The organism is Pseudomonas sp. GW821-FHT12A04, from assembly GCF_058807755.1.
This window is the reverse complement of the sequence record NZ_JBXAQZ010000003.1, coordinates 332,415-357,001: the sequence shown is the minus strand read 5'-3', so window position 1 is coordinate 357,001 and position 24,587 is coordinate 332,415. Positions and strand designations below refer to the sequence as shown.

14 protein-coding genes are annotated in these 24,587 nt (G+C 61.6%); 10 read left to right on the top strand and 4 right to left on the bottom strand.

Annotated elements, in window-relative coordinates:
* Positions 1-93: 93 nt before the first annotated feature.
* From AC1RS8_RS06955 to AC1RS8_RS06930, 6 genes are all read left to right on the top strand, one after another.
* A complete protein-coding gene (locus AC1RS8_RS06955; protein ID WP_090455059.1) occupies positions 94-1,410 on the top strand; it encodes an MdtA/MuxA family multidrug efflux RND transporter periplasmic adaptor subunit in 1,317 nt (438 codons plus the stop codon).
* Positions 1,407-4,511 carry an MdtB/MuxB family multidrug efflux RND transporter permease subunit gene (locus AC1RS8_RS06950; protein WP_057714971.1) on the top strand — a complete coding sequence of 1,035 codons (3,105 nt, stop codon included), beginning with the start codon at positions 1,407-1,409 and terminating at the stop codon, positions 4,509-4,511. The genes AC1RS8_RS06955 and AC1RS8_RS06950 overlap by 4 nt, the downstream gene beginning before the upstream one ends.
* The gene (locus AC1RS8_RS06945) at positions 4,508-7,615 is read left to right on the top strand and encodes an efflux RND transporter permease subunit (RefSeq protein WP_489340542.1); all 3,108 of its coding nucleotides are present in this window, start codon (positions 4,508-4,510) and stop codon (positions 7,613-7,615) included. Before AC1RS8_RS06950 ends, AC1RS8_RS06945 begins: the two co-directional genes overlap by 4 nt.
* Positions 7,612-9,093, top strand: coding sequence for an efflux transporter outer membrane subunit (locus tag AC1RS8_RS06940; protein ID WP_223502207.1), 1,482 nt, complete (start codon positions 7,612-7,614; stop codon positions 9,091-9,093). Before AC1RS8_RS06945 ends, AC1RS8_RS06940 begins: the two co-directional genes overlap by 4 nt.
* 284 nt (positions 9,094-9,377) lie before the next feature.
* A complete protein-coding gene (locus AC1RS8_RS06935; protein ID WP_489340543.1) occupies positions 9,378-11,495 on the top strand; it encodes a putative bifunctional diguanylate cyclase/phosphodiesterase in 2,118 nt (705 codons plus the stop codon).
* An 85-nt stretch (positions 11,496-11,580) separates the two neighbouring features.
* On the top strand, positions 11,581-12,327 hold the full coding sequence (locus AC1RS8_RS06930) for an SDR family oxidoreductase (protein WP_218496002.1): 747 nt from the start codon (positions 11,581-11,583) through the stop codon (positions 12,325-12,327).
* Positions 12,328-12,477: 150 nt separating this feature from the next.
* On the opposite strand, the gene mapR is transcribed toward AC1RS8_RS06930, so the two are convergent.
* The 3 genes from mapR to AC1RS8_RS06915 all read right to left on the bottom strand — a co-directional run bounded on the left by mapR (position 12,478) and on the right by AC1RS8_RS06915 (position 15,805).
* Complete coding sequence (gene mapR, locus AC1RS8_RS06925) at positions 12,478-13,887, bottom strand: GntR family transcriptional regulator MpaR (RefSeq protein ID WP_090455062.1); 1,410 nt, start codon at positions 13,885-13,887, stop codon at positions 12,478-12,480.
* Between the two features lie 76 nt (positions 13,888-13,963).
* On the bottom strand, positions 13,964-15,376 hold the full coding sequence (ccoG, locus tag AC1RS8_RS06920; protein WP_223502210.1) for a cytochrome c oxidase accessory protein CcoG: 1,413 nt from the start codon (positions 15,374-15,376) through the stop codon (positions 13,964-13,966).
* 195 nt (positions 15,377-15,571) lie between these two features.
* Positions 15,572-15,805 carry a DUF3203 family protein gene (locus AC1RS8_RS06915; RefSeq protein WP_057714965.1) on the bottom strand — a complete coding sequence of 78 codons (234 nt, stop codon included), beginning with the start codon at positions 15,803-15,805 and terminating at the stop codon, positions 15,572-15,574.
* Between the two features lie 121 nt (positions 15,806-15,926).
* Between AC1RS8_RS06915 and AC1RS8_RS06910 the strand changes: the two genes are divergently transcribed.
* Complete coding sequence (locus AC1RS8_RS06910; protein ID WP_057714964.1) at positions 15,927-16,424, top strand: MgtC/SapB family protein; 498 nt, start codon at positions 15,927-15,929, stop codon at positions 16,422-16,424.
* Between the two features lie 37 nt (positions 16,425-16,461).
* Here AC1RS8_RS06910 and AC1RS8_RS06905 read toward each other — a convergent pair whose 3' ends face one another.
* Complete coding sequence (locus AC1RS8_RS06905; protein ID WP_167362862.1) at positions 16,462-16,629, bottom strand: hypothetical protein; 168 nt, start codon at positions 16,627-16,629, stop codon at positions 16,462-16,464.
* A gap of 215 nt (positions 16,630-16,844) precedes the next feature.
* Between AC1RS8_RS06905 and AC1RS8_RS06900 the strand changes: the two genes are divergently transcribed.
* The 3 genes from AC1RS8_RS06900 (at position 16,845) to glgB (ending at position 24,582) form a co-directional block, all read left to right on the top strand.
* A complete protein-coding gene (locus tag AC1RS8_RS06900) occupies positions 16,845-18,839 on the top strand; it encodes an alpha-1,4-glucan--maltose-1-phosphate maltosyltransferase (RefSeq protein ID WP_489340544.1) in 1,995 nt (664 codons plus the stop codon).
* A gap of 167 nt (positions 18,840-19,006) precedes the next feature.
* Entirely contained in the window at positions 19,007-22,348 is a 3,342-nt protein-coding gene (treS, locus tag AC1RS8_RS06895; RefSeq protein ID WP_489340545.1) for a maltose alpha-D-glucosyltransferase, read from the top strand.
* Positions 22,349-22,350: 2 nt separating this feature from the next.
* On the top strand, positions 22,351-24,582 hold the full coding sequence (gene glgB, locus AC1RS8_RS06890; RefSeq protein ID WP_489340546.1) for a 1,4-alpha-glucan branching protein GlgB: 2,232 nt from the start codon (positions 22,351-22,353) through the stop codon (positions 24,580-24,582).
* Positions 24,583-24,587 lie beyond the last annotated feature (5 nt).

Sequence of the window (24,587 nt, the reverse complement as noted above, 5' to 3'; positions counted from 1 at the left end):
CGTAAGCCGAAGGTAAATTGCCGGTAAAGGCGCTTTGCTTAAGACCCGCCAGTGCTTATCGTTCAGCCTCATGTAAAAAAGCCCACGCGCCCAATGGTTGATCACTCAATGCAATCCTCCGCTTCCCGTAGTCCTCGTCGCTGGCTGTTCGGCCTGCTTGTCCTGTTGGTCATCGCTGGCCTGTGCTGGAAATTCTGGCCCGGCAGCGCTGCACCCAAAGAGGCTACGGGGCAGAAAGCCGTCGCCGGGCATACCGGCAGGTCGGGCGGGATGCGCCCGGGATTCGGTGGCGCGTCCGGGCCGGTGCCGGTGCGAGTGGCTCCGGCAGTCACCGGTGACTTCCCGCTGTATTTCAAGGCGTTGGGCACGGTCACGGCGCTCAACACCATCAATGTCCGCAGTCGCGTTGGCGGTGAGTTGGTCAAGATCTATTTCGAAGAAGGGCAGATGGTCAAGGCCGGCGACATGCTCGTCGAAATCGACCCGCGCCCTTACCAGAATGCCTTGCTTCAGGCCGAGGGCACCTTGCTACAGAATCAGGCGCAGCTGAAAAACGCCCAGGTCGACGTCGAGCGCTATCGCGGCCTGTACCGCGAAGACAGTATTGCCAAGCAGACCCTGGACACCGCCGAAGCGCTGGTCGGTCAGTTCCAGGGCACGGTCAAGACCAATCAGGCGGCGGTCAACGACGCCAGGCTCAACCTCGAATTCACCAGGATCCGCGCCCCGATCACCGGTCGCGTCGGCCTGCGTCAACTGGACGTCGGCAACCTGGTAGCGGCCAACGACACCACCGCATTGGCGATCATCACCCAGACCCAACCGATCAGCGTGGCCTTCACCCTGCCGGAAAACAGCCTCGACACCGTGCTGGCCCGTTATCGCAGCGGCGCCAAATTGCCGGCTGAAGCCTGGGACCGCGGCGATACCAAACTGCAAGCCACTGGCGTGCTGCAGAGCCTGGACAACCAGATTGACGTCACCACCGGCACCCTGAAATTCAAGGCCCGTTACGAGAACCGCGATCAGTCGCTGTTCCCCAACCAGTTCGTCAATGTGCGCCTGTTGGCCGACACCCTCAAAGACGTGGTACTGGCGCCTTCCGCCGCGATCCAGTTCGGCACCAACGGCACGTTCGCCTATGTTCTGGACGGTGACAAGAAGGTCAAGATCCGTCAGTTGAAGGTCGGCGCCAGTGACGGCCTGAACACTGTGGTCACCGAAGGACTGTCGGCGGGCGATCGGGTCGTACTGGAAGGCACTGACCGCCTGAAAGACGGCAGCGATGTAGAGGTGGTCAACGACAGCCAGGACGTGCCGACCACGCCGACCGAACACCTGCAAGGCAAATCGGCGGTCAACGCGGCTGAGCCTGCGACCACCGACAAGGCGAAAAAGGGCGGCGCATGAATCTCTCGCGGCTGTTCATCCTTCGCCCGGTAGCCACCACGCTGAGCATGCTGGCGATTATCCTGGCCGGCGTCATCGCCTACCGGTTGCTGCCGGTGTCGGCGTTGCCCCAGGTCGATTACCCGACCATTCGCGTCATGACCTTGTACCCCGGCGCCAGTCCGGATGTCATGACCAGCGCGGTGACCGCACCACTTGAGCGACAGTTCGGGCAGATGCCCGGCCTGACGCAAATGGCGTCCACCAGTTCCGGCGGCGCGTCGGTGCTGACCCTGCGGTTCAGCCTCGACATCAACATGGACGTGGCCGAGCAGCAAGTGCAGGCGGCGATCAACGCCGCGACCAACCTGTTGCCCAAGGACCTGCCGGCACCGCCGGTGTACAACAAGGTCAACCCGGCCGATACGCCGGTGCTGACCCTGGCCATCACTTCCAAGACCATGTTGTTGCCCAAGCTCAACGATCTGGTCGATACGCGCATGGCGCAGAAGATTGCCCAGATCAGTGGCGTCGGCATGGTCAGCATTGCCGGTGGTCAACGCCAGGCCGTGCGGATCAAGGTCAATCCCGAGGCTTTGGCGGCCAACGGCCTGAACCTGTCGGATGTGCGCACGCTGATCGGCGCCTCCAACGTCAACCAGCCCAAAGGCAACTTCGACGGCCCGACCCGGGTCTCGATGCTCGATGCCAACGATCAACTGACGTCGCCCAAGGACTACGCCAACCTGATCCTGGCCTACGCCAACGGCGCGCCGTTGCGGCTCAAGGACGTGGCGGAGATTGTCGACGGCGCCGAGAACGAGCGGCTCGCCGCGTGGGCCAACGAGAACCAGGCCGTGCTGCTGAACATCCAGCGTCAGCCCGGCGCCAACGTGATCGAGGTGGTGGACCGGATCAAGGCCCTGCTGCCGAGCATCACCGACAACCTGCCGGCCGGCCTCGACGTAGTGGTGCTGACCGACCGTACCCAGACCATCCGCGCCTCGGTCAAGGACGTGCAGCACGAATTGCTGATCGCCATCGCCCTGGTGGTCATGGTCACCTTCCTGTTCCTGCGTCGCGCCAGTGCCACGATCATTCCGTCGGTGGCCGTGCCGCTGTCGCTGATCGGTACGTTCGGCGTGATGTACCTGGCTGGGTTCTCGGTCAATAACCTGACCCTGATGGCCCTGACCATCGCCACCGGTTTCGTGGTGGACGATGCGATCGTCATGCTGGAGAACATTTCGCGTTTTATCGAAGAGGGCGACAGCCCGCTGAACGCGGCGCTCAAGGGCGCCAAGCAGATCGGTTTCACCCTGATCTCCCTGACGTTGTCGCTGATCGCCGTGCTGATTCCGCTGCTGTTCATGGCGGACGTGGTCGGTCGCTTGTTCCGCGAATTTGCCATTACGCTGGCGGTAGCGATCCTGATTTCCCTGGTCGTTTCCCTGACCCTGACGCCGATGATGTGCGCGCGGTTGCTCAAGCGTGAACCCAAGGAAGCAGAGCAGGGCCGTTTTTACCGTGCCAGTGGTGCGTTCATCGACTGGATGATCGCCGCCTACGGGCGCAAGTTGCAGTGGGTGCTCAAGCACCAGCCGCTGACCTTGATGGTGGCCATTGGCACCTTGGCGCTGACGGTATTGCTGTACATGGTGGTGCCCAAGGGCTTCTTCCCGGTGCAGGACACCGGCGTCATCCAGGGCATTTCCGAGGCGCCGCAATCGATTTCCTTCGCCGCCATGAGCGAGCGCCAGCAGGAACTGGCCAAGGTCATCCTGGCCGACCCGGCGGTCGAGAGCCTGTCCTCCTACATTGGCGTGGACGGCGACAACTCGACCCTCAACAGCGGCCGGTTGCTGATCAACCTCAAGTCGCACAACGACCGCGACCTGAGCGCCATGCAAGTGATTGCCCGCCTGCAACCGGAACTGGACAAACTGGTCGGCATCCGCCTGTTCATGCAGCCGGTGCAGGACCTGACCATCGAAGACCGGGTCAGCCGCACGCAGTATCAGTTCAGCATGTCGTCGCCGGACTCGGAGCTGCTGAGCCTGTGGAGCGGGCGTCTGGTCGAGGCTTTGGCCGACCGGCCGGAATTGACCGACGTCGCCAGCGATTTGCAGGACAAGGGCTTGCAGGTCTATCTGGTGATTGACCGCGATGCGGCGTCGCGGGTCGGTGTGTCGGTGTCGAACATCACCGATGCGCTGTACGACGCCTTTGGTCAGCGGCAGATTTCCACGATCTACACCCAGGCCAGTCAGTACCGCGTGGTGCTGCAATCGCAGTCCGGCGAGAAGATCGGCCCGCAGGCGCTGGAGCAGATTCACGTCAAGACCACCGATGGCGGTCAGGTGCGCCTGTCCAGCCTGGCGCATGTCGAGGAGCGTCAGGCGCAACTGGCGATCACCCACATCGGCCAGTTCCCGGCGGTGATGATGTCCTTCAACCTCGCGCCCGGCGTGGCGCTGGGGCATGCGGTCGAGATCATCGAGCAGGTGCAGAAGGACATCGGCATGCCGATTGGCGTGCAGACCCAGTTCCAGGGCGCGGCGCAGGCGTTCCAGGCTTCGTTGTCGAGCACCTTGCTGCTGATTCTGGCGGCGGTGGTGACCATGTACATCGTGCTGGGTGTGCTCTACGAGAGCTACATCCACCCGATCACCATTCTCTCGACCTTGCCTTCGGCGGCGGTGGGCGCCTTGCTGGCGTTGATCCTCAGCGGCAACGACCTGGGCATGATCGCGATCATCGGCATCATCCTGTTGATCGGCATCGTGAAGAAGAACGCGATCATGATGATCGACTTCGCCCTTGACGCCGAACGCAACCAGGGCATGGACCCGCAAACGGCGATCTATCAGGCGGCATTGCTGCGTTTCCGGCCGATCCTGATGACCACCCTGGCGGCTTTGTTCGGCGCCGTGCCGTTGATGCTGGCCACCGGTTCCGGCGCGGAACTGCGCCAACCGCTGGGTCTGGTGATGGTCGGCGGCCTGTTGCTGAGCCAGATTCTGACGCTGTTCACCACGCCTGTGATCTACCTGTACTTCGACCGTCTCGGTCGGCGCTGGGGCCGCAAGCCTGAATCCGTGGAAGCGGTAGAGCAGCCATGAACCTTTCCGGCCCTTTCATCAAGCGCCCGGTCGCGACCATGCTGCTGAGCCTGGCGATCATGCTGCTGGGCGGCGTGAGCTTCGGTTTGCTGCCCGTGTCGCCCCTGCCGCAAATGGACTTTCCGGTGATCGTGGTCCAGGCCAGCCTGCCCGGGGCCAGCCCCGAGGTGATGGCGTCGACCGTGGCCACGCCTTTGGAGCGTTCTTTCGGCAGCATTGCCGGGGTCAACACCATGAGCAGCCGGTCCAGCCAGGGTTCGACCCGGGTGATCCTGCAATTCGACCTGGACCGCGACATCAACGGCGCGGCGCGGGAAGTGCAGGCAGCGATCAACGCCTCGCGCACCCTGCTGCCGAGCGGGATGCGCAGCATGCCGACCTACAAGAAGGTCAACCCGTCCCAGGCGCCGATCATGGTGCTGTCGCTGACGTCGGACGTGCTGGAAAAAGGCCAGCTCTATGACCTGGCATCGACCATCCTGTCTCAGAGCCTGTCCCAGGTTCAGGGTGTCGGCGAGGTGCAGATCGGCGGCAGTTCGTTGCCGGCGGTACGTATCGAGCTTGAACCGCAGTCATTGAACCAGTACGGCGTGGCCCTGGACGATGTGCGCAACACCATCGCCAATGCCAACGTGCGCCGGCCCAAGGGCTCGGTGGAAGACGATCAGCGGCTGTGGCAGGTCCAGGCCAACGATCAGCTGGAAAAAGCCAAGGACTACGAGTCGCTGATCATCCACTACAACGGTGGCGCGGCCCTGCGCCTGAAGGATGTGGCCAAGGTCAGCGATGGCGTCGAGGACCGTTACAACAGCGGTTTCTTCAACGACGACGCGGCGGTGCTGCTGGTGATCAACCGCCAGGCCGGTGCGAACATCATCGAAACGGTCAACGAGATCAAGGCCCAGCTGCCGGCGTTGCAGGCGGTGCTGCCGGCCAGCGTCAAGCTGAACCTGGCCATGGACCGCTCGCCGGTGATCAAGGCCACGCTGCACGAGGCGGAAATGACCCTGCTGATCGCCGTGGCGCTGGTGATCCTGGTGGTGTTCCTGTTCCTCGGTAACTTCCGTGCGTCGCTGATCCCGACCCTGGCGGTGCCGGTGTCGCTGGTCGGCACCTTTGCCGTGATGTACCTCTACGGTTTTTCGCTGAACAACCTGTCGCTGATGGCGCTGATCCTGGCCACCGGGCTGGTGGTGGACGATGCCATCGTGGTGCTGGAGAACATTTCCCGGCACATCGACGAAGGCGTGCGGCCGATGAGGGCCGCGTACCTTGGCGCCCAGGAAGTCGGTTTTACCTTGCTGTCGATGAACGTGTCGCTGGTGGCGGTGTTCCTGTCGATCCTGTTCATGGGCGGGATCATCGAAAGCCTGTTCCGCGAATTCTCCATCACCCTGGCGGCGGCCATCGTGGTCTCGCTGGTGGTGTCGTTGACCCTGACCCCGATGCTCTGCGCTCGCTGGCTCAAGCCGCACACGCCGGGGCAGGAGAACCGCCTGCAACGCTGGAGCCGGCGGACCAACGACTGGATGGTCGGAAAATACGCCACCAGCCTCGACTGGGTACTGCGTCACAAGCGCCTGACCTTGTTCAGCCTGTTCGTAACAATTGGTGTGAACATTGCGTTGTATATAGTTGTTCCTAAAACGTTTTTACCTCAGCAGGATACCGGTCAGCTGATCGGTTTCGTGCGCGGCGACGACGGCCTGTCGTTCAGTGTGATGCAGCCGAAGATGGAGATTTTCCGTCGGGCGGTGTTGAAGGATGAGGCGGTAGAAAGCGTCGCCGGGTTCATTGGCGGCAATAACGGCACCAACAACGCCTTCATGCTGGTGCGCCTCAAGCCGATCAAGGAGCGCAGCATTTCCGCGCAGAAAGTCATCGAACGCCTGCGCAAGGAAATGCCCAAGGTTCCCGGGGCACAACTGATGCTCATGGCGGACCAGGACCTGCAATTCGGTGGTGGCCGTGAGCAGACCACCTCGCAATACTCGTACATCCTGCAGAGCGGGGATCTGGGGGCATTGCGCGAGTGGTATCCGAAAGTCGTCACCGCGCTCAGGGCCTTGCCGGAGCTGACGGCGATCGATGCGCGGGAAGGCCGGGGCGCCCGCCAAGTGACCCTGATCGTCGACCGAGACCAGGCCAAGCGCCTGGGTGTCGACATGGACATGGTCACGGCGGTGCTGAACAACGCCTACAGTCAGCGGCAGATTTCGACCATCTACGACAGTCTTAACCAGTATCAGGTGGTGATGGAGGTCAATCCGAAATACGCCCAGGACCCGATCACCCTCACGCAAGTCCAGGTGATCACCGCTGACGGCGCGCGAATCCCGCTGTCGACCATCGCCCATTACGAAAACAGCCTGGAAAACGACCGGGTCAGCCACGAAGGCCAGTTTGCTTCGGAGAGCATTGCCTTCGACATGGCCGAAGGCGTGACCGTGGAGCAGGGCGGTGCGGCCATCGAGCGGGCGATTGCCAAGGTCGGCCTGCCGGAAGACGTGATCGCGAAAATGGCCGGCACAGCCAACGCTTTCGCGGCGACCCAAAAAAGTCAGCCGTGGATGATTCTGGGGGCGCTGGTGGCGGTGTATCTGGTCTTGGGTGTGCTGTACGAAAGCTACATTCACCCGCTGACGATTCTCTCGACCCTGCCGTCGGCCGGGGTCGGCGCGTTGCTGTCGATCTATGCGTTGGGCGGCGAGTTCAGCCTGATTTCGTTGCTGGGGCTGTTTCTGCTGATCGGCGTGGTGAAGAAAAACGCGATCCTGATGATCGACCTGGCGTTGCAACTGGAACGAAACCAGGGCTTGGCACCGCTGGAATCGATCCGCAGCGCCTGCCTGCAACGTTTGCGACCTATCCTGATGACCACCCTGGCGGCGATCCTCGGTGCCTTGCCGTTGCTGCTGAGCCGCGCCGAAGGGGCGGAAATGCGCCAGCCGCTGGGCCTGACCATCATCGGCGGGCTGATCTTCAGCCAGGTACTGACGCTTTACACCACCCCGGTGGTTTACCTCTATCTCGACAACCTGCGCCATCGCTTCAATAAATGGCGCGGGGTGCGTACTGATGTTGCTCTGGAAACTCCGCTATGACTGACCGTTCGCTTTTCAACCTGGCTGCACCGCTGATCACGGCTCGAGGCTCGCGCCTGTTGAGCCTGTCACTGTGCGTTGCGATGCTCAGTGCCTGCGCCGTCGGCCCGGATTACCAGCGCCCGCAAACCGCCGAGCCTGCGCAGTACAAGGCAGCGGAGGGCTGGCGTCAGGCCAACCCGAGCGATGCCCTGGCGCGTGGCGCGTGGTGGGAGTTGTATGGCGACCGTCAGCTCAACGACCTGATCGAAAAACTCAACAGCGCCAACCAGACCGTCGCCCAGTCCGAAGCGCAGTACCGCCAGGCCCAGGCCTTGGTGCGCAGTGCACGCGGGGCGTTTTTCCCGACGGTGGACCTGAACGTCAGCAAGAACCGTTCAAGCCAGGGCACCGGCAGCAGCAGTTCCAGCCTGAGCAGTTCGTCCAGCGGTATTCGCGACACGTACTCGGCCCAGGCGGGCGTCAGTTGGGAAGCGGACGTATGGGGCAAGCTGCGCCGAGGCCTCGAAGCCGACACTGCCAATGCCCAGGCAAGCTTTGCCGATCTGGCGGCCATGCGCCTGAGTCAACAGTCGGAGCTGGTGCAGAATTACCTGCAACTGCGCGTGATCGATGGCCAGAAACGCTTGCTCCAGGACACGGTCGAGGCATATCAGCGTTCGTTGAAGATGACCGAAAACCAGTACCGCGCAGGCGTATCGGGCAAGGACGCGGTGGCCCAGGCCCAGACACAGCTCAAAAGCACCGAAGCCGATATGATCGACCTGATCTGGCAACGCGCCCAGTTCGAGAACGCCATCGCTGTGCTGATCGGCCTGCCGCCGGCCGAGTTCAGCCTGGCGCAAAGCCAGGACATCCCGCAATTGCCGCAAGTACCGCTGGCGCTGCCTTCGCAGTTGCTGGAGCGTCGCCCGGACATCGCTTCGGCCGAGCGCTCGGTGATGGCCGCCAACGCCAACATCGGCGTGGCCAAGGCTGCCTATTACCCGGACCTGACCCTGAGCTTGAACGGTGGTTACAGCAGCAGTACCTCGAAAGACTTGTTCAGCCTGCCGAACCGCTTCTGGTCGGTCGGACCGCAATTGGCCATGACCCTGTTCGATGGTGGCCAGCGCTCGGCGGAAGTCGACCGCAGTGAAGCGGCCTATGACGAAACGGTGGCCAAGTACCGCCAGACCGTACTGGACGGATTCCGCGAAGTGGAAAACTACCTGGTGCAGCTCAAGGTGCTTGAGGATGAAGCCGTCGTGCGCCAACAGGCACTGGATGCCGCCCGTGAATCGTTGCGCCTGACCCAGAACCAGTACAAGGCCGGTTTGATCGCGTACATCGATGTGGTGGTGACCCAGGCGGCGGCGCTGAACAATGAACGCAGCAACCTGGACCTGTTGCAAAGCCGCCTGATAGCCAGTGTGCAGTTGATTGCCGCGTTGGGGGGTGGCTGGGACGGGCAGCTTGAGGTGAGCGAAAACCGATAGCGTAATCCCTGTGGGAGCGAGCTTGCTCGCGATGGCTGCGTCACATTCAGCATGGATGTTGCCTGACCCACCGCTATCGCGAGCAAGCTCGCTCCCACAGGTTTTGTCAGGTGCCGGCAGTTTGAAGCAAGTTAATGTAAAACCTTAAAACAAGCGTTTCATCGGACTGATGGCCCTTTGCTCATTTTGTGAGTGCGTTCTCATTTGGAATCAGTACAATCGCCGCATTTGCCCCCACCCGAGAATGAAAGCCATTAACAAGGGGGCTTTCGCGAGAAGTCTCCATGCTCATCGGCAGCTATTCCCCCACCCTGGTCATCATTTCGCTCTGTGTAGCGATTCTCGCCTCATACACCGCACTCGACCTGACCGGACGCATTGCCACCGCCAAAGGCCGCGCCGTGCATTTGTGGACTGCGGGCGGGGCCGTTGCCATGGGCATCGGCATCTGGTCGATGCACTTTATCGGCATGCTCGCGTTCAAGTTGCCGATCGACCTGGGGTACGACGGCACCATCACCCTTTTGTCGTTGCTGATCGGCGTGCTCTCCAGCGGTTTTGCGCTGTGGCTGGTCAGCCAGCCGCAATTGCCGGCCTGGCAACTGGCCTTTGGCGCGTTGGTCATGGGCGCCGGCATCAGCGCGATGCACTACACCGGCATGGCCGCCATGCGCATGCAACCGGGCATCGACTATGACCCGACGCTGTTCGGCGCCTCGCTGCTGATCGCTGTCGGTGCTTCGGGCGCAGCATTGTGGATCGCTTTCCATCTGCGCCAGCACACGCCTTATGTCCGTCTGATCCGTGGCGGCGCCGCCGTGATCATGGGCCTCGCCATCGTCGGCATGCACTACACCGGGATGGCCGCCGCACGCTTTGCCGACGGCAGTTTTTGTGGCGCGGCGGTCAATGGATTGAGCGGCAATGGCCTGGACAACCTGGTGCTGATCACCACGTTGGCGGTGCTGAGCATTGCCCTGCTGACCTCGATCCTCGATGCACGCCTGGAGGCTCGCACCGCGAGCCTGGCCCAGTCGCTGACCGAGGCCAACCGTGAACTGACCCAACTGGCCCTGCACGACACCCTCACCGGGTTGCCGAACCGGACGTTGCTCGCCGATCGAATCGATCAGGCCATGTCGCGGGTCCGGGAAGAAGGGGGGTGCTTTGCCCTGATGTTCATCGATCTGGACGGCTTCAAACCGGTCAACGATGCCTTCGGCCACCACATGGGTGATCTGTTGTTGCGCGAAGTGGCCCTGCGCCTGCGCGAAGACTTGCGCAGCCAGGACACCCTGGCACGGATCGGCGGCGATGAGTTCGTGTTGCTGGTGCAATTGAGCGAACAGAACGACGCCTTGAACCTGGCGGCCCGTCAGGTCGGGTTGATCGCGCGCGCGTTCCGGGTTGCCGAACATGATTTGCACATTTCCGCCAGCGTCGGCATCGCGCTCTACCCGGGTAACGGGCAGTCCGCCCACGAACTGCTGATGAACGCCGACGCGGCGATGTACCACGCCAAGGGCGCGGGTAAAAACGGCTACAGCTTTTTCGATGTCTCGATGAACAACAACGCCCGCAAGCAGCTGCAATTGCTGCAGGATCTGCGCAATGCCGTGGAACAGCAGGAATTCAGCCTGCATTACCAGCCCAAGTTCGACGCCGCCAATGGCCGGCCAGTGGGCGCCGAGGCCTTGTTGCGCTGGGAACACCCGACTCAAGGAATGCTGTTGCCGGACAAATTCATCGAGCTGGCGGAAAAAACCGGGCTGATCATTCCGATCGGCGAGTGGGTGCTCAACGAAGCCTGCCGTCAGATGCGCGAGTGGTATGTGTTGGGCTACACCGACTGGCGCATCGCGGTGAACCTTTCGGCCATTCAGTTTTGCCATGCAGGGCTGGTCCAGAGCGTCGCCAGGGCGCTGGCGACGCACCATCTGCCACCCAACAGCCTGACCCTGGAAATCACCGAAACCACCGCCATGAGCGATGCCGATGCGAGCATGACGGTGCTGCAGGAACTGTCGGAAATGGGTGTCGACCTGTCCATCGACGATTTTGGTACCGGCTATTCGAGCTTGATGTACCTCAAGCGCCTGCCGGCCAACGAGCTGAAGATCGACCGCGGTTTTGTCCGGGACCTGGAGCGCGACAGCGATGACGCCGCCATCGTTTCGGCCATCGTCGCCCTCGGGCAGGCACTGGGGTTGCGCATCGTCGCCGAAGGCGTGGAAACCGGCGTGCAGCAGGACTTCCTGACTCAGCTCGGCTGCGATTCGTTGCAGGGTTACCTGCTGGGGCATCCGCTGCCGGCCGCAGGCTTCATGGTGGAAATCCATCGAGGGGAGCAGTTGGTCGAGCAGTTGAAAGCCAGTGCCAGGCGCGAGATGTCGATGACATGACAGCTGATGTGAAGCCATGCAAAAACCGCCAATGGCGGTTATTCTTGCCCCCGACCGCTTAAGCTTTGATTGGGGGAAAGCTCGCATGGACAAAGTCATCGTCATCACCGGCGGTAGCCGCGGCATCGGTGCCGCCACCGCTCTGTTGGCCGCCGCGCAGGGCTATCGGATCTGCATCAACTATCAGGCGGACGAACGGTCTGCATTCGGCGTGCTGGAGCAAGTCCGCGCCCTCGGTGCGCAAGCCATTGCGGTACGGGCCGACGTCAGCATCGAAGACGAAGTGATCGCGCTGTTCAATCGGGTGGACAGTGAACTGGGGCGGGTCACCGCGCTGGTGAACAACGCCGGCACCGTCGGGCAGAAGTCCCGGGTCGACGAGATGTCCGAGTTCCGCATTCTCAAAATCATGAAAACCAACGTCCTGGCGCCGATGCTCTGTGCCAAGCACGCGATCCTGCGCATGTCGCCCAGGCACGGCGGGCAGGGTGGCAGCATCGTCAACGTATCGTCGGTCGCCTCGCGTTTGGGATCGCCCAACGAGTACGTGGATTACGCAGCGTCCAAAGGCGCGCTGGACACCTTCACCATCGGCCTGTCCAAGGAAGTGGCGGGTGAGGGGATTCGGGTCAACGCCGTGCGTCCGGGTTATATCTACACCGATTTCCATGCCTTGAGCGGCGATCCGGATCGGGTCAGCAAGCTGGAATCGGCGATTCCGATGGCGCGGGGCGGCCGTCCGGATGAAGTGGCGGAGGCGATTGTCTGGTTGTTGTCGGACAAGGCTTCTTATGCGACGGGGACTTTTGTTGATCTTGGTGGTGGGCGTTAGTTCCTGAGACAAGCGTTGTCTGCGCTGGCCTCATCGCGAGCAAGCTCGCTCCCACAGTGGATCTCAAGTGCTCACAAATCTTGTGTGTACAGAGAAACCTGTGGGAGCGAGCTTGCTCGCGATAGCAATTTATAAAACGACATGGCGCTGTCAGAACGACCGCACAATCCGCCCCAACGTCTCCATCGCCTTCTCCGAGTCCTCGGTCCACGGGCTGCCGTAATTCAACCGAATACAATTCCTGAAGCGCTGGGTCGGTGAAAAGATCGGCCCCGGTGCAATGCTGATGCCTTGCGCCAATGCCATCTGGAACAATTTCAACGAATCCATCTGCTGTGGTAATTCCAGCCACAGAAAGTACCCGCCGGCCGGTTGGCTGACCCGCGTCTGCGCCGGGAAATAGCGGGCGATGGCGGCGAGCATGGCGCTTTGCTGGTCTTCCAGGGCGTGGCGCAATTTACGCAGGTGCCGGTCGTAGCCGCCGTGTTGCAGGTAATCGGCGATTGCCGCCTGGGCCGGCATCGAGGCGCACAGCGAGGTCATGAGTTTCAGCCGTTCGATCTTTTGCGCAAAACGCCCGGCAGCCACCCAGCCGATGCGGTAGCCAGGGGCCAGGCTCTTGGCGAATGAACCACAGTGCATCACCAGGCCTTCGGTATCAAAGGCCTTGGCCGGTTTCGGGGCTTGCTGGCCGTAATAGAGTTCGGCGTAGACATCGTCTTCGATCAGCGGCACCTGGTGGCGCCGCAACAACTCCACAAGCTGCTGTTTCTTGGCCTCGGGCAGGGTCGCGCCCATGGGGTTCTGGAAACTGGTCATGCACCAGCAGGCCTTGATCGGATGCCGTTCCAGGGTTTGCTCGAGCACGCCGAGGTCGATGCCATCGCGCGGGTGCACGGGAATTTCCACGGCCTTGAGTTTCAGGCGTTCGAGTACTTGCAGGCAGGCGTAGAACGCCGGGGCTTCGATGGCTACCAGATCGCCAGGTTCGGTCACTGCTTGCAGGCAAAGGTTCAGGGCTTCGAGGGCGCCGTTGGTGATCAGCAGTTCCTCCATGGGCAACATCAGCCCGCCGACCATATAGCGCAGGGCGATTTGCCGGCGCAGTTGCGGGTTGCCCGGCGACATGTCGGTGACCACCATGCGCGGATCCATGTCGCGGCTGGCGCTGGCCAGGGAGCGGGACAAACGTTGCAGGGGAAACAACGTCGGGCTGGGGAACGCCGAGCCGAAGGGCACGGTGTTCGGGTCCTTGATCGAGTCGAGCACCGAAAACACCAGTTCGCTGACGTCTACTTCCGTCGACTCGTTGACCTCATTGCTGATCACCGGCTCGGAAAACGGCCGGGGTGCGTGGGCGTTGACGAAATAGCCGGAGCGCGGCCGAGCGCGGATCAGGCCGCGACGCTCCAGCAGGTAATAGGCCTGGAACACTGTCGACGGGCTGACCCCGTAGGTCTGGCTGGCGTAGCGCACCGACGGCACCCGCTGGCCGGGACCCAGGACGCCGGAGCGGATCAGTTCTGCGATGTCGTCGGCGAATTTTTCGTAGCGTTTCATCGGTGTCCCGCAATGGAGTCGGTTCGATTAATTGTGGCGAGGCGCCACAACTCACAAAGGTCAGCATCTTAAAGGCTCAGCGATTCATTGGCGCCACAAACCGGCTCTTCGCCACGCTGTAGACGCCAGGCTCATCGCTGTCGACCACCTTGAAGCCGATGCTCTGTGAACTGCTGGCCGGACGCTCCGTGAGCATCGCCACCGACACCGGCACATCGACAATTTCGCCCGGCGCCAGGCTGAATTCGGTCCTGCCCTGCAACTGGAAATCATCGGCATCCACCAGGCTCAATTGATAGTCCTGACGCTGCTGGGTTTTGTTGATCACCTTCAGACTGTAGATGTTTTCGATCTGCCCCTGGCTGTTCTCGCGGAACAGGCCCCGGTCCTTGCTGACATCAAGGGACACCATCGGTCGTTCCACCAGCGCCATCACCAGGGCTGCGATCATCACCAGCAGCACGGCGGTGTAGCCGATAAGACGAGGGCGCAGCAGGTGCGTCTTGCCACCCTGCAACTGATGCTCTGAGGTGTAGCTGATCAATCCTGGGGCGTAGCCCATTTTGTCCATGATCGAGTCACAGGCGTCGATGCACGCCGCGCAACCGATGCATTCCATCTGCAAGCCGTCGCGGATATCGATGCCGGTGGGGCAGACCTGTACGCACAGCTGGCAGTCGATGCAATCACCCAGCCCGACCTCGGCCGGTTTGACTTCGCGCTTGCGTGGGCCACGACTCTCGCCACGGGCCACGTCGTAGGAAATGGTCAGGGTGTCCTTGTCGAACATCACGCTCTGGAACCGCGCGTAGGGACACATGTGCATGCACACCGCTTCACGCAGCCAACCGGCATTGATGTACGTGGCGCCGGTGAAAAACAGCACCCAGAACAGGCTGACGCCACTCATCTGGAAGGTCAGCAGCTCTTCGGCCAACGGCCGGATCGGCGTGAAGTAGCCGACGAAGGTCAGGCCGGTCAGCAGGCTGATGGCCAACCACAAGGTGTGCTTGGCCGCGCGACGCATCAGCTTGTTCAGGCCCCACGGCGCGGCTTGCAACTTGATCCGCTGGTTGCGTTCGCCTTCGGTGATCTTCTCGCACCACATGAAGATCCAGGTCCATGAACTTTGTGGGCAGGTGTAGCCGCACCAGACCCGGCCCGCGAATACGGTGATCGCAAACAGGCCGAACGCGGCAATGATCAACAATGCCGAGAGCAGGATGAAATCCTGCGGCCAGAAGGTCGCGCCGAAGATATGGAACTTGCTTTGCGAAAGATCCCAGAGCACCGCCTGGCGGCCGCCCCAGTTCAGCCACACGGTGCCGAAAAACAGCACAAACAGAAAACCGGCGCCGCTGATGCGCAGGTTGCGGTATAGCCCGGTGAAGCTGCGGGTGTGGATCAGGTTGTCGCTGGATTTGGCCTTCATCTTGGGGCGCGAAGGCTCGAATGTTTCTACGGTTCGGACGGGGATTCTTTCGCTCATGGTCTTTCGCTCATCAGCCTCCATCAGGCATGAGCACTATGAGCGGCGATCTGTTTGCATAACAGACTCAGGTATTGCATTAAAAAGCGGATCAGATGGCCATGTTTGCACGGACTGCGACAACTTGAAGCAGCCGCCGCTGCAGGGTCCATGGAGCTTTGCAAAACAGCGGCGGCAAGTGCGGATCAAACCCGGTCAAATCACCGAACCACTGTCGGTAGCTTTCAGGTGCCGGCGTCCATCCACCGCGCCTGCGACGGTCAAGGCGTCGGCCTCGGCTTCCGTGATGTAGATGCGCTCGCCTTCGATGTCCACTGCCGACATGGCCATGGCACCGTCGGTGATGATGGTGACGTCGGGACACAGACGAATGAGTTCGCCATTTTCAGTGGTGAAAAAGCAGGTCTGGTTCTCGATGCGTACGGTCATGACGGGATCCTTTTTTCAGTGGAAACTAAAGTTTCAGGCCGCAACCGCCGGTCATCGTTCTGTGCAACTGATTAATGGTCGCTGCGGTCCACCGTCCATGGCCCCTCACAAGGACAATCCCATGAACACTTGGTGGCACGAAGTCTGGGTGACGCTGCAAGGCGAGTTCGCCGACATCGGCGATGCCTCGCAATTGACGCGAGTGACCGTGCGCCTGTTGATGGCCGCGGTGCTGGGCGGAATTCTCGGGTTCGAGCGTGAACACCAGGGCAAGGCCGCCGGCGTGCGCACCCACATGCTGGTGGCGATGGGGGCGGCGCTGTTCGTGTTGGTGCCGCAGATGTCCGGCTCACAGGCCGATGCCATGAGCCGGGTGGTGCAGGGCGTGATTGCCGGGATCGGCTTCCTGGGGGCTGGCACTATCCTGAAAAACCGCGACGGCGATGAGGGGCACGTCAAGGGCCTGACCACCGCCGCCGGCCTGTGGATGACCGCCGCCATCGGCGTCGCGGCCGGGCTGGGCCGGGAGGCGACGGCGGTGTTCAGTACGTTGTTGGCGCTGGGAGTGTTCAGTGTGATGCCGGGGATTGTGAAACTGATCGACAAGGATCACCAATGAGATCGTTCCCCGGCAGTACGGGAGCGATCAACTGTCGTCATTCAGGGGGCACAATCACCGGCGGCATCGTCGTTGGCGGTTCTTCCCTAGGTGGCGGGTTCGTGCCGGGCGGATCCTGTTCGGGCACCGGTTGCGGATCGCTGGGTGGGATCACCGGGTTGTCGATGTTGGGATCGGGGGTTTCAGCCGGGAATGGATTGTTCATTGTTCAAGCCTCCGGTGGCACATGGCGTGAGTCGTGCTTAAGTAGGTGGACTGATTGGTTGACCGCAGCGCGAAGGACTTGATTCCGGGAATTGCCGATGAAACTTTCCCGGCGGCTGTCGCTCGGAACCTAAGTGAGTGCATCCCGGGGCGGATTGCCCGGCGGGGTGGCGACCAGACACAAGCGCGTCCATGGGGCGTAAGGAGAGAGGCTCGATGACGGCTGAAAAACCGACTGAGTTGAGCTACAACCCGCACATGCCGCTGTCGCAGGCGTTGTTGCTGCCGCGTATCGTCATTGAAAACATCATGCCGATCCTTGAAGGCGGACAATTCGCCGTCAAGGCCGTGGTGGGGCAGGACGTGGTGGTGACGGCCAAGGTCTTCGCCGACGGGCATGACAAGCTGGCGGTGCGCGTGCGCTGGCGGGCCGAGGACGAGGACGCCTGGCAAAGCGCGGCCATGAACGACCTGGGCAATAACGGCTGGCAGGGGCAGTTCCGGGTCGACAGCCAGGGCCGTTATCTGTTCTGTATCGAAGCCTGGATCGATCAGTTCGCCAGTTTTTGCCATGAGCTGGAAAAGAAGCATGCGGCGGCAGTGCCCGTCAGTCTGGAATTGCAGGAAGGGCGGATTCATGTCCAGCAGGCCGCCGAACGTAGCGAAGGGCTACTCAGCGAGCAACTGGCGGCCTTGCACCATGAACTGTCAGGATTGCTCGAAACCGAGCAGGTCGCACTGTTTTTGCACCCGCGTAGCGCCGACCTCATGGCCCGCGTCAATCATCGCGCCTACCTGAGCCTGAGCCCGGAGTACCCGGTGGATGTCGAGCGCGAACTGGCGCAGTTCGCCAGCTGGTATGAATTGTTCCCGCGCTCGATCACCGACAGCCCGACGCGCCATGGCACCTTCAATGACGTGCATACGCGGCTGGCGATGATCCAGGACATGGGTTTCGATGTGCTGTATTTCCCGCCGATCCACCCGATCGGGCGCAGCTACCGCAAAGGCCCGAACAACTCGCTGACGGCGGGTCCCGATGATCCGGGCAGCCCCTATGCGATTGGTAGCGAGGAAGGCGGGCACGAGGCGATTCACTCGCAATTGGGTACCCGCGAAGACTTCCGCCGACTGGTGGCGTCCGCTGCGGCCCATGGTCTGGAAATCGCCCTGGATTTTGCCATCCAGTGTTCCCAGGACCATCCATGGCTCAAGCAACACCCCGGCTGGTTCAACTGGCGGCCGGACGGCACGATCAAGTATGCCGAGAACCCACCGAAGAAATACCAGGACATCGTCAACGTCGACTTCTATGCCCCCGAGGCGATTCCGAGCCTTTGGGTGGAACTGCGCGACATCGTGGTGGGCTGGGTCGAGGAGGGCGTGAAGATCTTTCGCGTCGATAATCCGCACACCAAGCCGTTGCCGTTCTGGCAATGGCTGATCGCCGATGTACGGGCGCTGTACCCCGAGGTGATCTTCCTCGCCGAAGCCTTTACCACCCCGGCAATGATGGCGCGCCTGGGCAAGGTCGGTTACTCCCAGAGCTATACCTATTTCACCTGGCGTAACACCAAGGCCGAACTGGCGACCTACTTCACCGAACTCAACGAATCGCCGTGGCGAGAATGCTACCGGCCGAATTTCTTCGTCAATACACCGGACATCAACCCGGCGTTCCTCCACGAATCCGGGCGTCCCGGGTTTCTCATTCGCGCCGTGCTGGCGACCATGGGCTCGGGCCTTTGGGGCATGTATTCGGGTTTTGAGTTGTGCGAGTCGGCTCCGGTACCGGGTAAGGAGGAATACCTCGATTCCGAGAAGTATGAGATCCGCCCGCGGGACTTCAACGCGCCGGGCAACATCATTGCCGAGATCGCCCAGCTCAACCGCATCCGACGGCAGAACCCGGCGTTGCACACGCATCTGGGCCTGAAGGTCTACAACGCCTGGAACGACAACATCCTGTACTTCGGCAAGCGCAGCACCGATGGAGGCAATTTCATTCTGGTGGCGGTCAGTCTCGATCCGCACAACGTGCAGGAAGCGAACTTCGAGTTGCCGTTGTGGGACATGGGCTTGCCTGACTACGCCAGCACCCAGGGCGAAGATTTAATGAATGGTCATCGCTGGACCTGGCACGGCAAGCAGCAGTTCATGCGGATCGACCCGGCGTATCAGCCGTTCGGGATTTGGAGGATAACTGTTTAAACGCAAAACCTGTGGGAGCGAGCTTGCTCGCGATAGCAATTTTGTGGGCAACCTCTTTATTGAATATTCAATTGTCATCGCGAGCAAGCTCGCTCCCACGTAGACCTCATTGCGTTTGACTCGAGTGACCAGCCCGGCGGAACTTTCGAATTCACCAGGAGTTGCACATGGCGAAGAAACCCAAGGCAGCCACGTTCATCAAGGACCCGCTCTGGTACAAGGACGCGGTGATCTATCAAGTCCACGTCAAATCGTACTTCGACTCCAACAACGATGGGATTGGCGACTTTCCCGGCCTTATCGCCAAGCTCGATTACATCGCCGACCTGGGCGTCAACACCATCTGGCTGTTGCCGTTCTATCCCTCGCCACGGCGCGATGACGGCTACGACATCGCCGAATACCGTGGCGTACACAGCGACTACGGCACCATGGCAGATGCCAGGCGTTTCATTGCCGAGGCGCACAAACGCGGCCTGCGGGTGATCACCGAACTGGTCATCAACCACACCTCCGACCAGCACCCGTGGTTCCAGCGGGCGCGCAAGGCCAAACCCGGATCGGCGGCGCGGGACTTCTACGTGTGGTCCGATGACGATCAAAAATACGATGGCACCCGCATCATCTTTCTCGATACAGAGAAGTCCAACTGGACCTGGGACCCGGTCGCCGGCCAATACTTCTGGCACCGTTTCTACTCCCACCAACCGGACCTGAACTTCGATAACCCGCAAGTCATGAAAGCGGTGCTGTCGGTGATGCGTTACTGGCTCGACATGGGCATCGACGGCTTGCGCCTGGACGCGATTCCCTACCTGATCGAGCGCGATGGCACCAACAATGAGAACTTGCCGGAAACCCACGACGTCCTGAAAAAGATCCGTGCGGAAATCGACGCCAACTACCCCGACCGCATGTTGCTGGCTGAGGCCAATCAGTGGCCGGAGGATACTCAGTTGTACTTCGGCGACACCGACAAGAAAGGCCTGAACGGCGATGAATGCCACATGGCCTTCCACTTCCCGTTGATGCCGCGCATGTATATGGCGCTGGCCCAGGAAGATCGTTTCCCGATTACCGACATTCTGCGCCAGACCCCGGATATACCCGCCAACTGCCAATGGGCGATCTTCCTGCGCAACCACGATGAGCTGACCCTGGAGATGGTCACCGACAAGGAACGCGACTACCTGTGGAATTATTACGCCGCCGACCGTCGCGCCCGGATCAACCTGGGGATTCGCCGCCGCCTGGCGCCGCTGATGGAACGCGACCGCCGTCGGGTCGAGCTGCTCAACAGCCTGCTGCTGTCCATGCCCGGCACGCCGACCCTGTATTACGGCGATGAGATCGGCATGGGCGACAACATCTACCTCGGCGACCGCGACGGTGTGCGCACGCCCATGCAATGGTCCATCGACCGCAACGGCGGTTTCTCCCGAGCCGACCCGGCGAGTCTGGTGCTGCCGCCGATCATGGACCCGCAATACGGCTACCTGTCGGTCAACGTCGAAACCCAGGCTGGCGACCCGCATTCGCTATTGAACTGGACCCGGCGCATGCTCGCCGTGCGCAAGCAATCCAAGGCCTTCGGGCGTGGTACGTTGAAGATGCTGTCGCCGAGCAACCGGCGGATTCTGGCCTACACCCGTGAATACACCGGGGCGGACGGTAAGCACGAAATCATCCTGTGCGTGGCCAACGTGTCGCGCAGCGCCCAGGCCGCCGAGCTCGATCTGTCGGCCTACGTCGGCATGGTGCCGGTGGAGATGCTCGGGGGTAACGCATTCCCCCCCATCGGCCAGCTGAACTTCCTCCTGACGCTGGCGCCTTACGGCTTCTACTGGTTCGGCCTCGCCGCGGAAAACCAGATGCCGAGCTGGCACGTGGAGCCTGCACAGAGCCTGCCGGACTTCACCACGCTGGTACTGAAAAAACGCATGGAGGAACTGCTCGAAGCGCCGTCACGCACCACGCTGGAGCAAAGCATCCTGCCCAACTGGTTGCAGAACCGCCGCTGGTTTGCGGGTAAGGACGCCGCCATCGAACAGGTCGAACTGGCCTATGGCGTGCGATTCGGCGATCCGCAGCACCCGGTACTGTTCAGCGAGATCAATGTCACCAGCGGTGACCAGAGCAGCCGCTACCAGTTGCCGTTCGGTTTTATCTCGGAAGATCAGGTCGGTACTCCCTTGCCGCAGCAATTGGCATTGTCGCGGGTACGGCGTGGGCGCCAGGTCGGCCTGATCACCGATGCCTTCAGCCTGGACACCTTTGTGCATGCCGTATTGCAGGGCATTCAGGCCGGCACCGTATTGGCCTCCAGCGATGGCGACATTCGCTTCGAGTCCACCGCCGAACTGGAAAAACTCGGCCTCAATGCCGAGTCGCCGGTGCGTTACCTGTCGGCCGAACAGTCCAACAGCTCGGTGGTGATCGGCAACAGCCTGGTGCTGAAGCTGATCCGCAAGGTCGCCTGCGGCGTGCACCCTGAGCTGGAAATGAGCGCGTACCTGACGCAAGCCGGGTTCAGCAATATTTCACCATTGCTGGGGGCCGTGGTGCGCCGGGACGGGGCGGGTGAAGATAATTTGCTGATGATCGCCCAAGGCTACCTGAGCAATCAGGGCGACGCCTGGGAATGGACCCAGAACAACCTCGAACGGGCGCTTCGTGATGAACTGGCCGACGCCGTGTCCGAGCAGGAACAGCATTACAACGCGCTCGGCGAACTGAAAGATTTCGCCGCTATGCTTGGTCAGCGTCTGGGGGAAATGCACCAGGTGCTGGCGGCGCCGAGTGCCAACCCGGACTTCTTGCCCCAGGTCACTACGCAGAAGGAGGCGCTGGCCTCGGCCAAGGATGTCGCGGCGCAAATCGAGCACGCGCTTTACTTGCTCAAGCAGCATAAAAATCAGCTTGATCCGGCGGACCAGACCCTGGTCGGCCGTTTACTGGACAACAAGAAAGCCATCCTCGGCCATGTACAGGCGTTGGGCAAAAAGACCGCGGGCGGCTTGCGCATTCGTGTGCACGGCGACCTGCACCTGGGGCAGGTGCTGGTGATCAAGGGCGATGCCTACCTGATCGACTTCGAAGGCGAACCGGCCCGGCCATTGCATGAACGACGGGGCAAACACAGCCCGTACAAGGATGTCAGCGGCGTGCTGCGGTCCTTCGACTATGCGGCGGCGATGGCGATCAACGTGCAGAGCGTCGATAACACCGCAGCGGCCGATGCCGCGCGCTTGCGGGTCACCGATCGCTACTTGAGCGAGGCGCGGCAAGCATTTGTCGACGCTTATCGGCTGGCGGCAGCTAGTCTTGCCCATGCATGGCAAGATCCCGAAGGCGAGGATGCCGCGCTGGCGTTGTTCGGTCTGGAGAAGGCGGCGTATGAAGTGGCTTATGAGGCGGAAAATCGCCCCGCCTGGTTGCCCGTGCCGTTGCACGGTTTATATGGATTATTGAGTGGGCTTAAACCCTTTTCCGATCTTGATGGAGAGTAGTCATGAGTGTCTCGAACAAGGAACAGGGTCCTCACAAAGAAGCGCTGCTGCCCAGGGCGCGGGATATCGACGCATTGGTGCGCGCCGAGCATATCGATCCTTTTGCGATTCTTGGCCCCCACGCTGATGGCGCTGGCGGGCAATTCATTCGCGCGTATCTGCCGGGTGCCTTGAGTGTGCAGGTGCTGGCCAGGGATACCGGACAAGAGCTCGGCCAACTTGAAGCCACAGAGACGCCGGGATTGTTTGTCGGGCATTTCGAACGTGCGCAAGCGTATCTGTTGCGCACCCGTTGGGCCGGCGGCGAGCAAACGGCAGAAGATCCTTACAGCTTCGGTCCGTTGTTGGGCGAAATGGATTTGTATCTGTTTGCCGAAGGCAATCACCGCGACCTCAGCGGGTGCCTGGGCGCGCAACTGAAAACCGTGGACGGCATCGACGGCGTGCGTTTCGCCGTGTGGGCGCCGAATGCCCGGCGGGTGTCGGTGGTCGGTGATTTCAACGTCTGGGATGGGCGCCGGCACCCGATGCGACTGCGTCACCCCACAGGCGTCTGGGAATTGTTCATCCCGCGCCTGCAAGCCGGGGACACCTACAAATACGAGATTCTCGGCGCCCACGGCATCCTGCCGTTGAAGGCCGATCCCGTGGCGTTGGCCACCAGCCTGCCACCGGACACCGCCTCGAAAGTCGCTTCACCCTTGAACATCGACTGGCAGGATCAGGACTGGATGATGACCCGTGGTGACCGCCAGCGGGTGACGGCGCCGTTGTCGATCTACGAATTGCACGCCGGCTCGTGGCAATGCGAGCTGGACGACCTGGGCGAAGTGGCCCGCCAGTACACTTGGCCCGAGTTGACCGAGCGGCTGATTCCCTATGTCAAAGACCTCGGTTTCACCCACATCGAACTGATGCCGATCATGGAGCACCCGTTCGGCGGCTCGTGGGGTTATCAGTTGTTGTCGCAATTCGCGCCGAGTGCGCGGTATGGCACGCCGGACGAGTTCGCCGCGTTCATCAACGCCTGCCACCAGGCCGAACTCGGGGTGATTCTCGATTGGGTGCCGGCGCATTTCCCCACCGATACCCACGGCCTGGCCCAGTTCGACGGCACGGCGCTGTACGAGTACGGCAACCCGCAGGAAGGTTTCCATCAGGACTGGGACACGCTGATCTACAACCTGGGTCGCACCGAAGTGCATGGTTACATGCTGGCGTCGGCGCTGCACTGGCTCAAGCATTTCCACGTCGACGGCCTGCGGGTCGATGCGGTGGCCTCGATGCTCTACCGCGACTACTCGCGCAAGGCCGGCGAGTGGGTGCCGAACCGCCATGGCGGGCGGGAGAACCTGGAAGCCATCGACTTCCTGCGTCACCTCAATGACGTGGTGGCCCTCGAAGCGCCCGGTGCGCTGGTGATCGCCGAGGAATCCACCGCATGGCCCGGTGTAAGCCAGGGCACGCAACAGGGCGGCCTGGGCTTTGCCTACAAATGGAACATGGGCTGGATGCACGACTCGCTGCATTACATCCAGCAGGACCCGGTGTACCGCGCCCATCACCACAACGAACTGAGTTTCGGCCTGGTGTATGCGTGGTCCGAGCGCTTCATCCTGCCGATCTCCCACGATGAAGTGGTGCACGGCAAACACTCGCTGATCGACAAGATGCCCGGCGACCGCTGGCAGAAATTCGCCAACCTGCGGGCCTACCTGAGTTTCATGTGGGCGCATCCGGGCAAGAAACTGCTGTTCATGGGCTGCGAGTTCGGCCAGTGGCGCGAGTGGAACCATGACCAGCAACTGGACTGGTACCTGCTGCAATACCCCGAGCACCAGGGGGTGCAGAAACTGGTGGCCGACCTCAACCGCTTGTACCGCGAAGAGCCGGCGCTGCATGAGCAGGACGACGTGCCGCAGGGTTTCCAATGGCTGATCGGCGATGACGCGATCAACAGCGTTTATGCGTGGTTGCGCTGGAGCAAGGACGGCGAACCGGTGCTGGTGGTGGCCAACTTCACGCCAGTGCCACGCGAGGCTTATCGCGTCGGGGTGCCGTTTGCCGGGCAGTGGAACGAGGTGCTCAACAGCGACTCGTCCATCTATGCCGGTTCCAACTACGGCAACAGTGGCGGGGCGGTGGCCGAGGAAACGCCGAGCCATGGCCAGGCGTTGTCACTGGTACTTAATTTGCCGCCGTTGGCGGTATTGATGTTGCGGCCGCAGGGCTGATCCGA

Excerpts from the sequence above, each read along its gene's own strand:
- AC1RS8_RS06955 (WP_090455059.1), top strand. The coding sequence starts at position 94 with ATGGTTGATCACTCAATGCAATCCTCCGCTTCCCGTAGTCCTCGTCGC.
- AC1RS8_RS06950 (WP_057714971.1), top strand. The coding sequence starts at position 1,407 with ATGAATCTCTCGCGGCTGTTCATCCTTCGCCCGGTAGCCACCACGCTG.
- AC1RS8_RS06945 (WP_489340542.1), top strand. The coding sequence starts at position 4,508 with ATGAACCTTTCCGGCCCTTTCATCAAGCGCCCGGTCGCGACCATGCTG.
- AC1RS8_RS06940 (WP_223502207.1), top strand. The coding sequence starts at position 7,612 with ATGACTGACCGTTCGCTTTTCAACCTGGCTGCACCGCTGATCACGGCT.
- AC1RS8_RS06935 (WP_489340543.1), top strand. The coding sequence starts at position 9,378 with ATGCTCATCGGCAGCTATTCCCCCACCCTGGTCATCATTTCGCTCTGT.
- AC1RS8_RS06930 (WP_218496002.1), top strand. The coding sequence starts at position 11,581 with ATGGACAAAGTCATCGTCATCACCGGCGGTAGCCGCGGCATCGGTGCC.
- mapR (WP_090455062.1), bottom strand. The coding sequence starts at position 13,887 with ATGAAACGCTACGAAAAATTCGCCGACGACATCGCAGAACTGATCCGC.
- ccoG (WP_223502210.1), bottom strand. The coding sequence starts at position 15,376 with ATGAGCGAAAGAATCCCCGTCCGAACCGTAGAAACATTCGAGCCTTCG.
- AC1RS8_RS06915 (WP_057714965.1), bottom strand. The coding sequence starts at position 15,805 with ATGACCGTACGCATCGAGAACCAGACCTGCTTTTTCACCACTGAAAAT.
- AC1RS8_RS06910 (WP_057714964.1), top strand. The coding sequence starts at position 15,927 with ATGAACACTTGGTGGCACGAAGTCTGGGTGACGCTGCAAGGCGAGTTC.
- AC1RS8_RS06905 (WP_167362862.1), bottom strand. The coding sequence starts at position 16,629 with ATGAACAATCCATTCCCGGCTGAAACCCCCGATCCCAACATCGACAAC.
- AC1RS8_RS06900 (WP_489340544.1), top strand. The coding sequence starts at position 16,845 with ATGACGGCTGAAAAACCGACTGAGTTGAGCTACAACCCGCACATGCCG.
- treS (WP_489340545.1), top strand. The coding sequence starts at position 19,007 with ATGGCGAAGAAACCCAAGGCAGCCACGTTCATCAAGGACCCGCTCTGG.
- glgB (WP_489340546.1), top strand. The coding sequence starts at position 22,351 with ATGAGTGTCTCGAACAAGGAACAGGGTCCTCACAAAGAAGCGCTGCTG.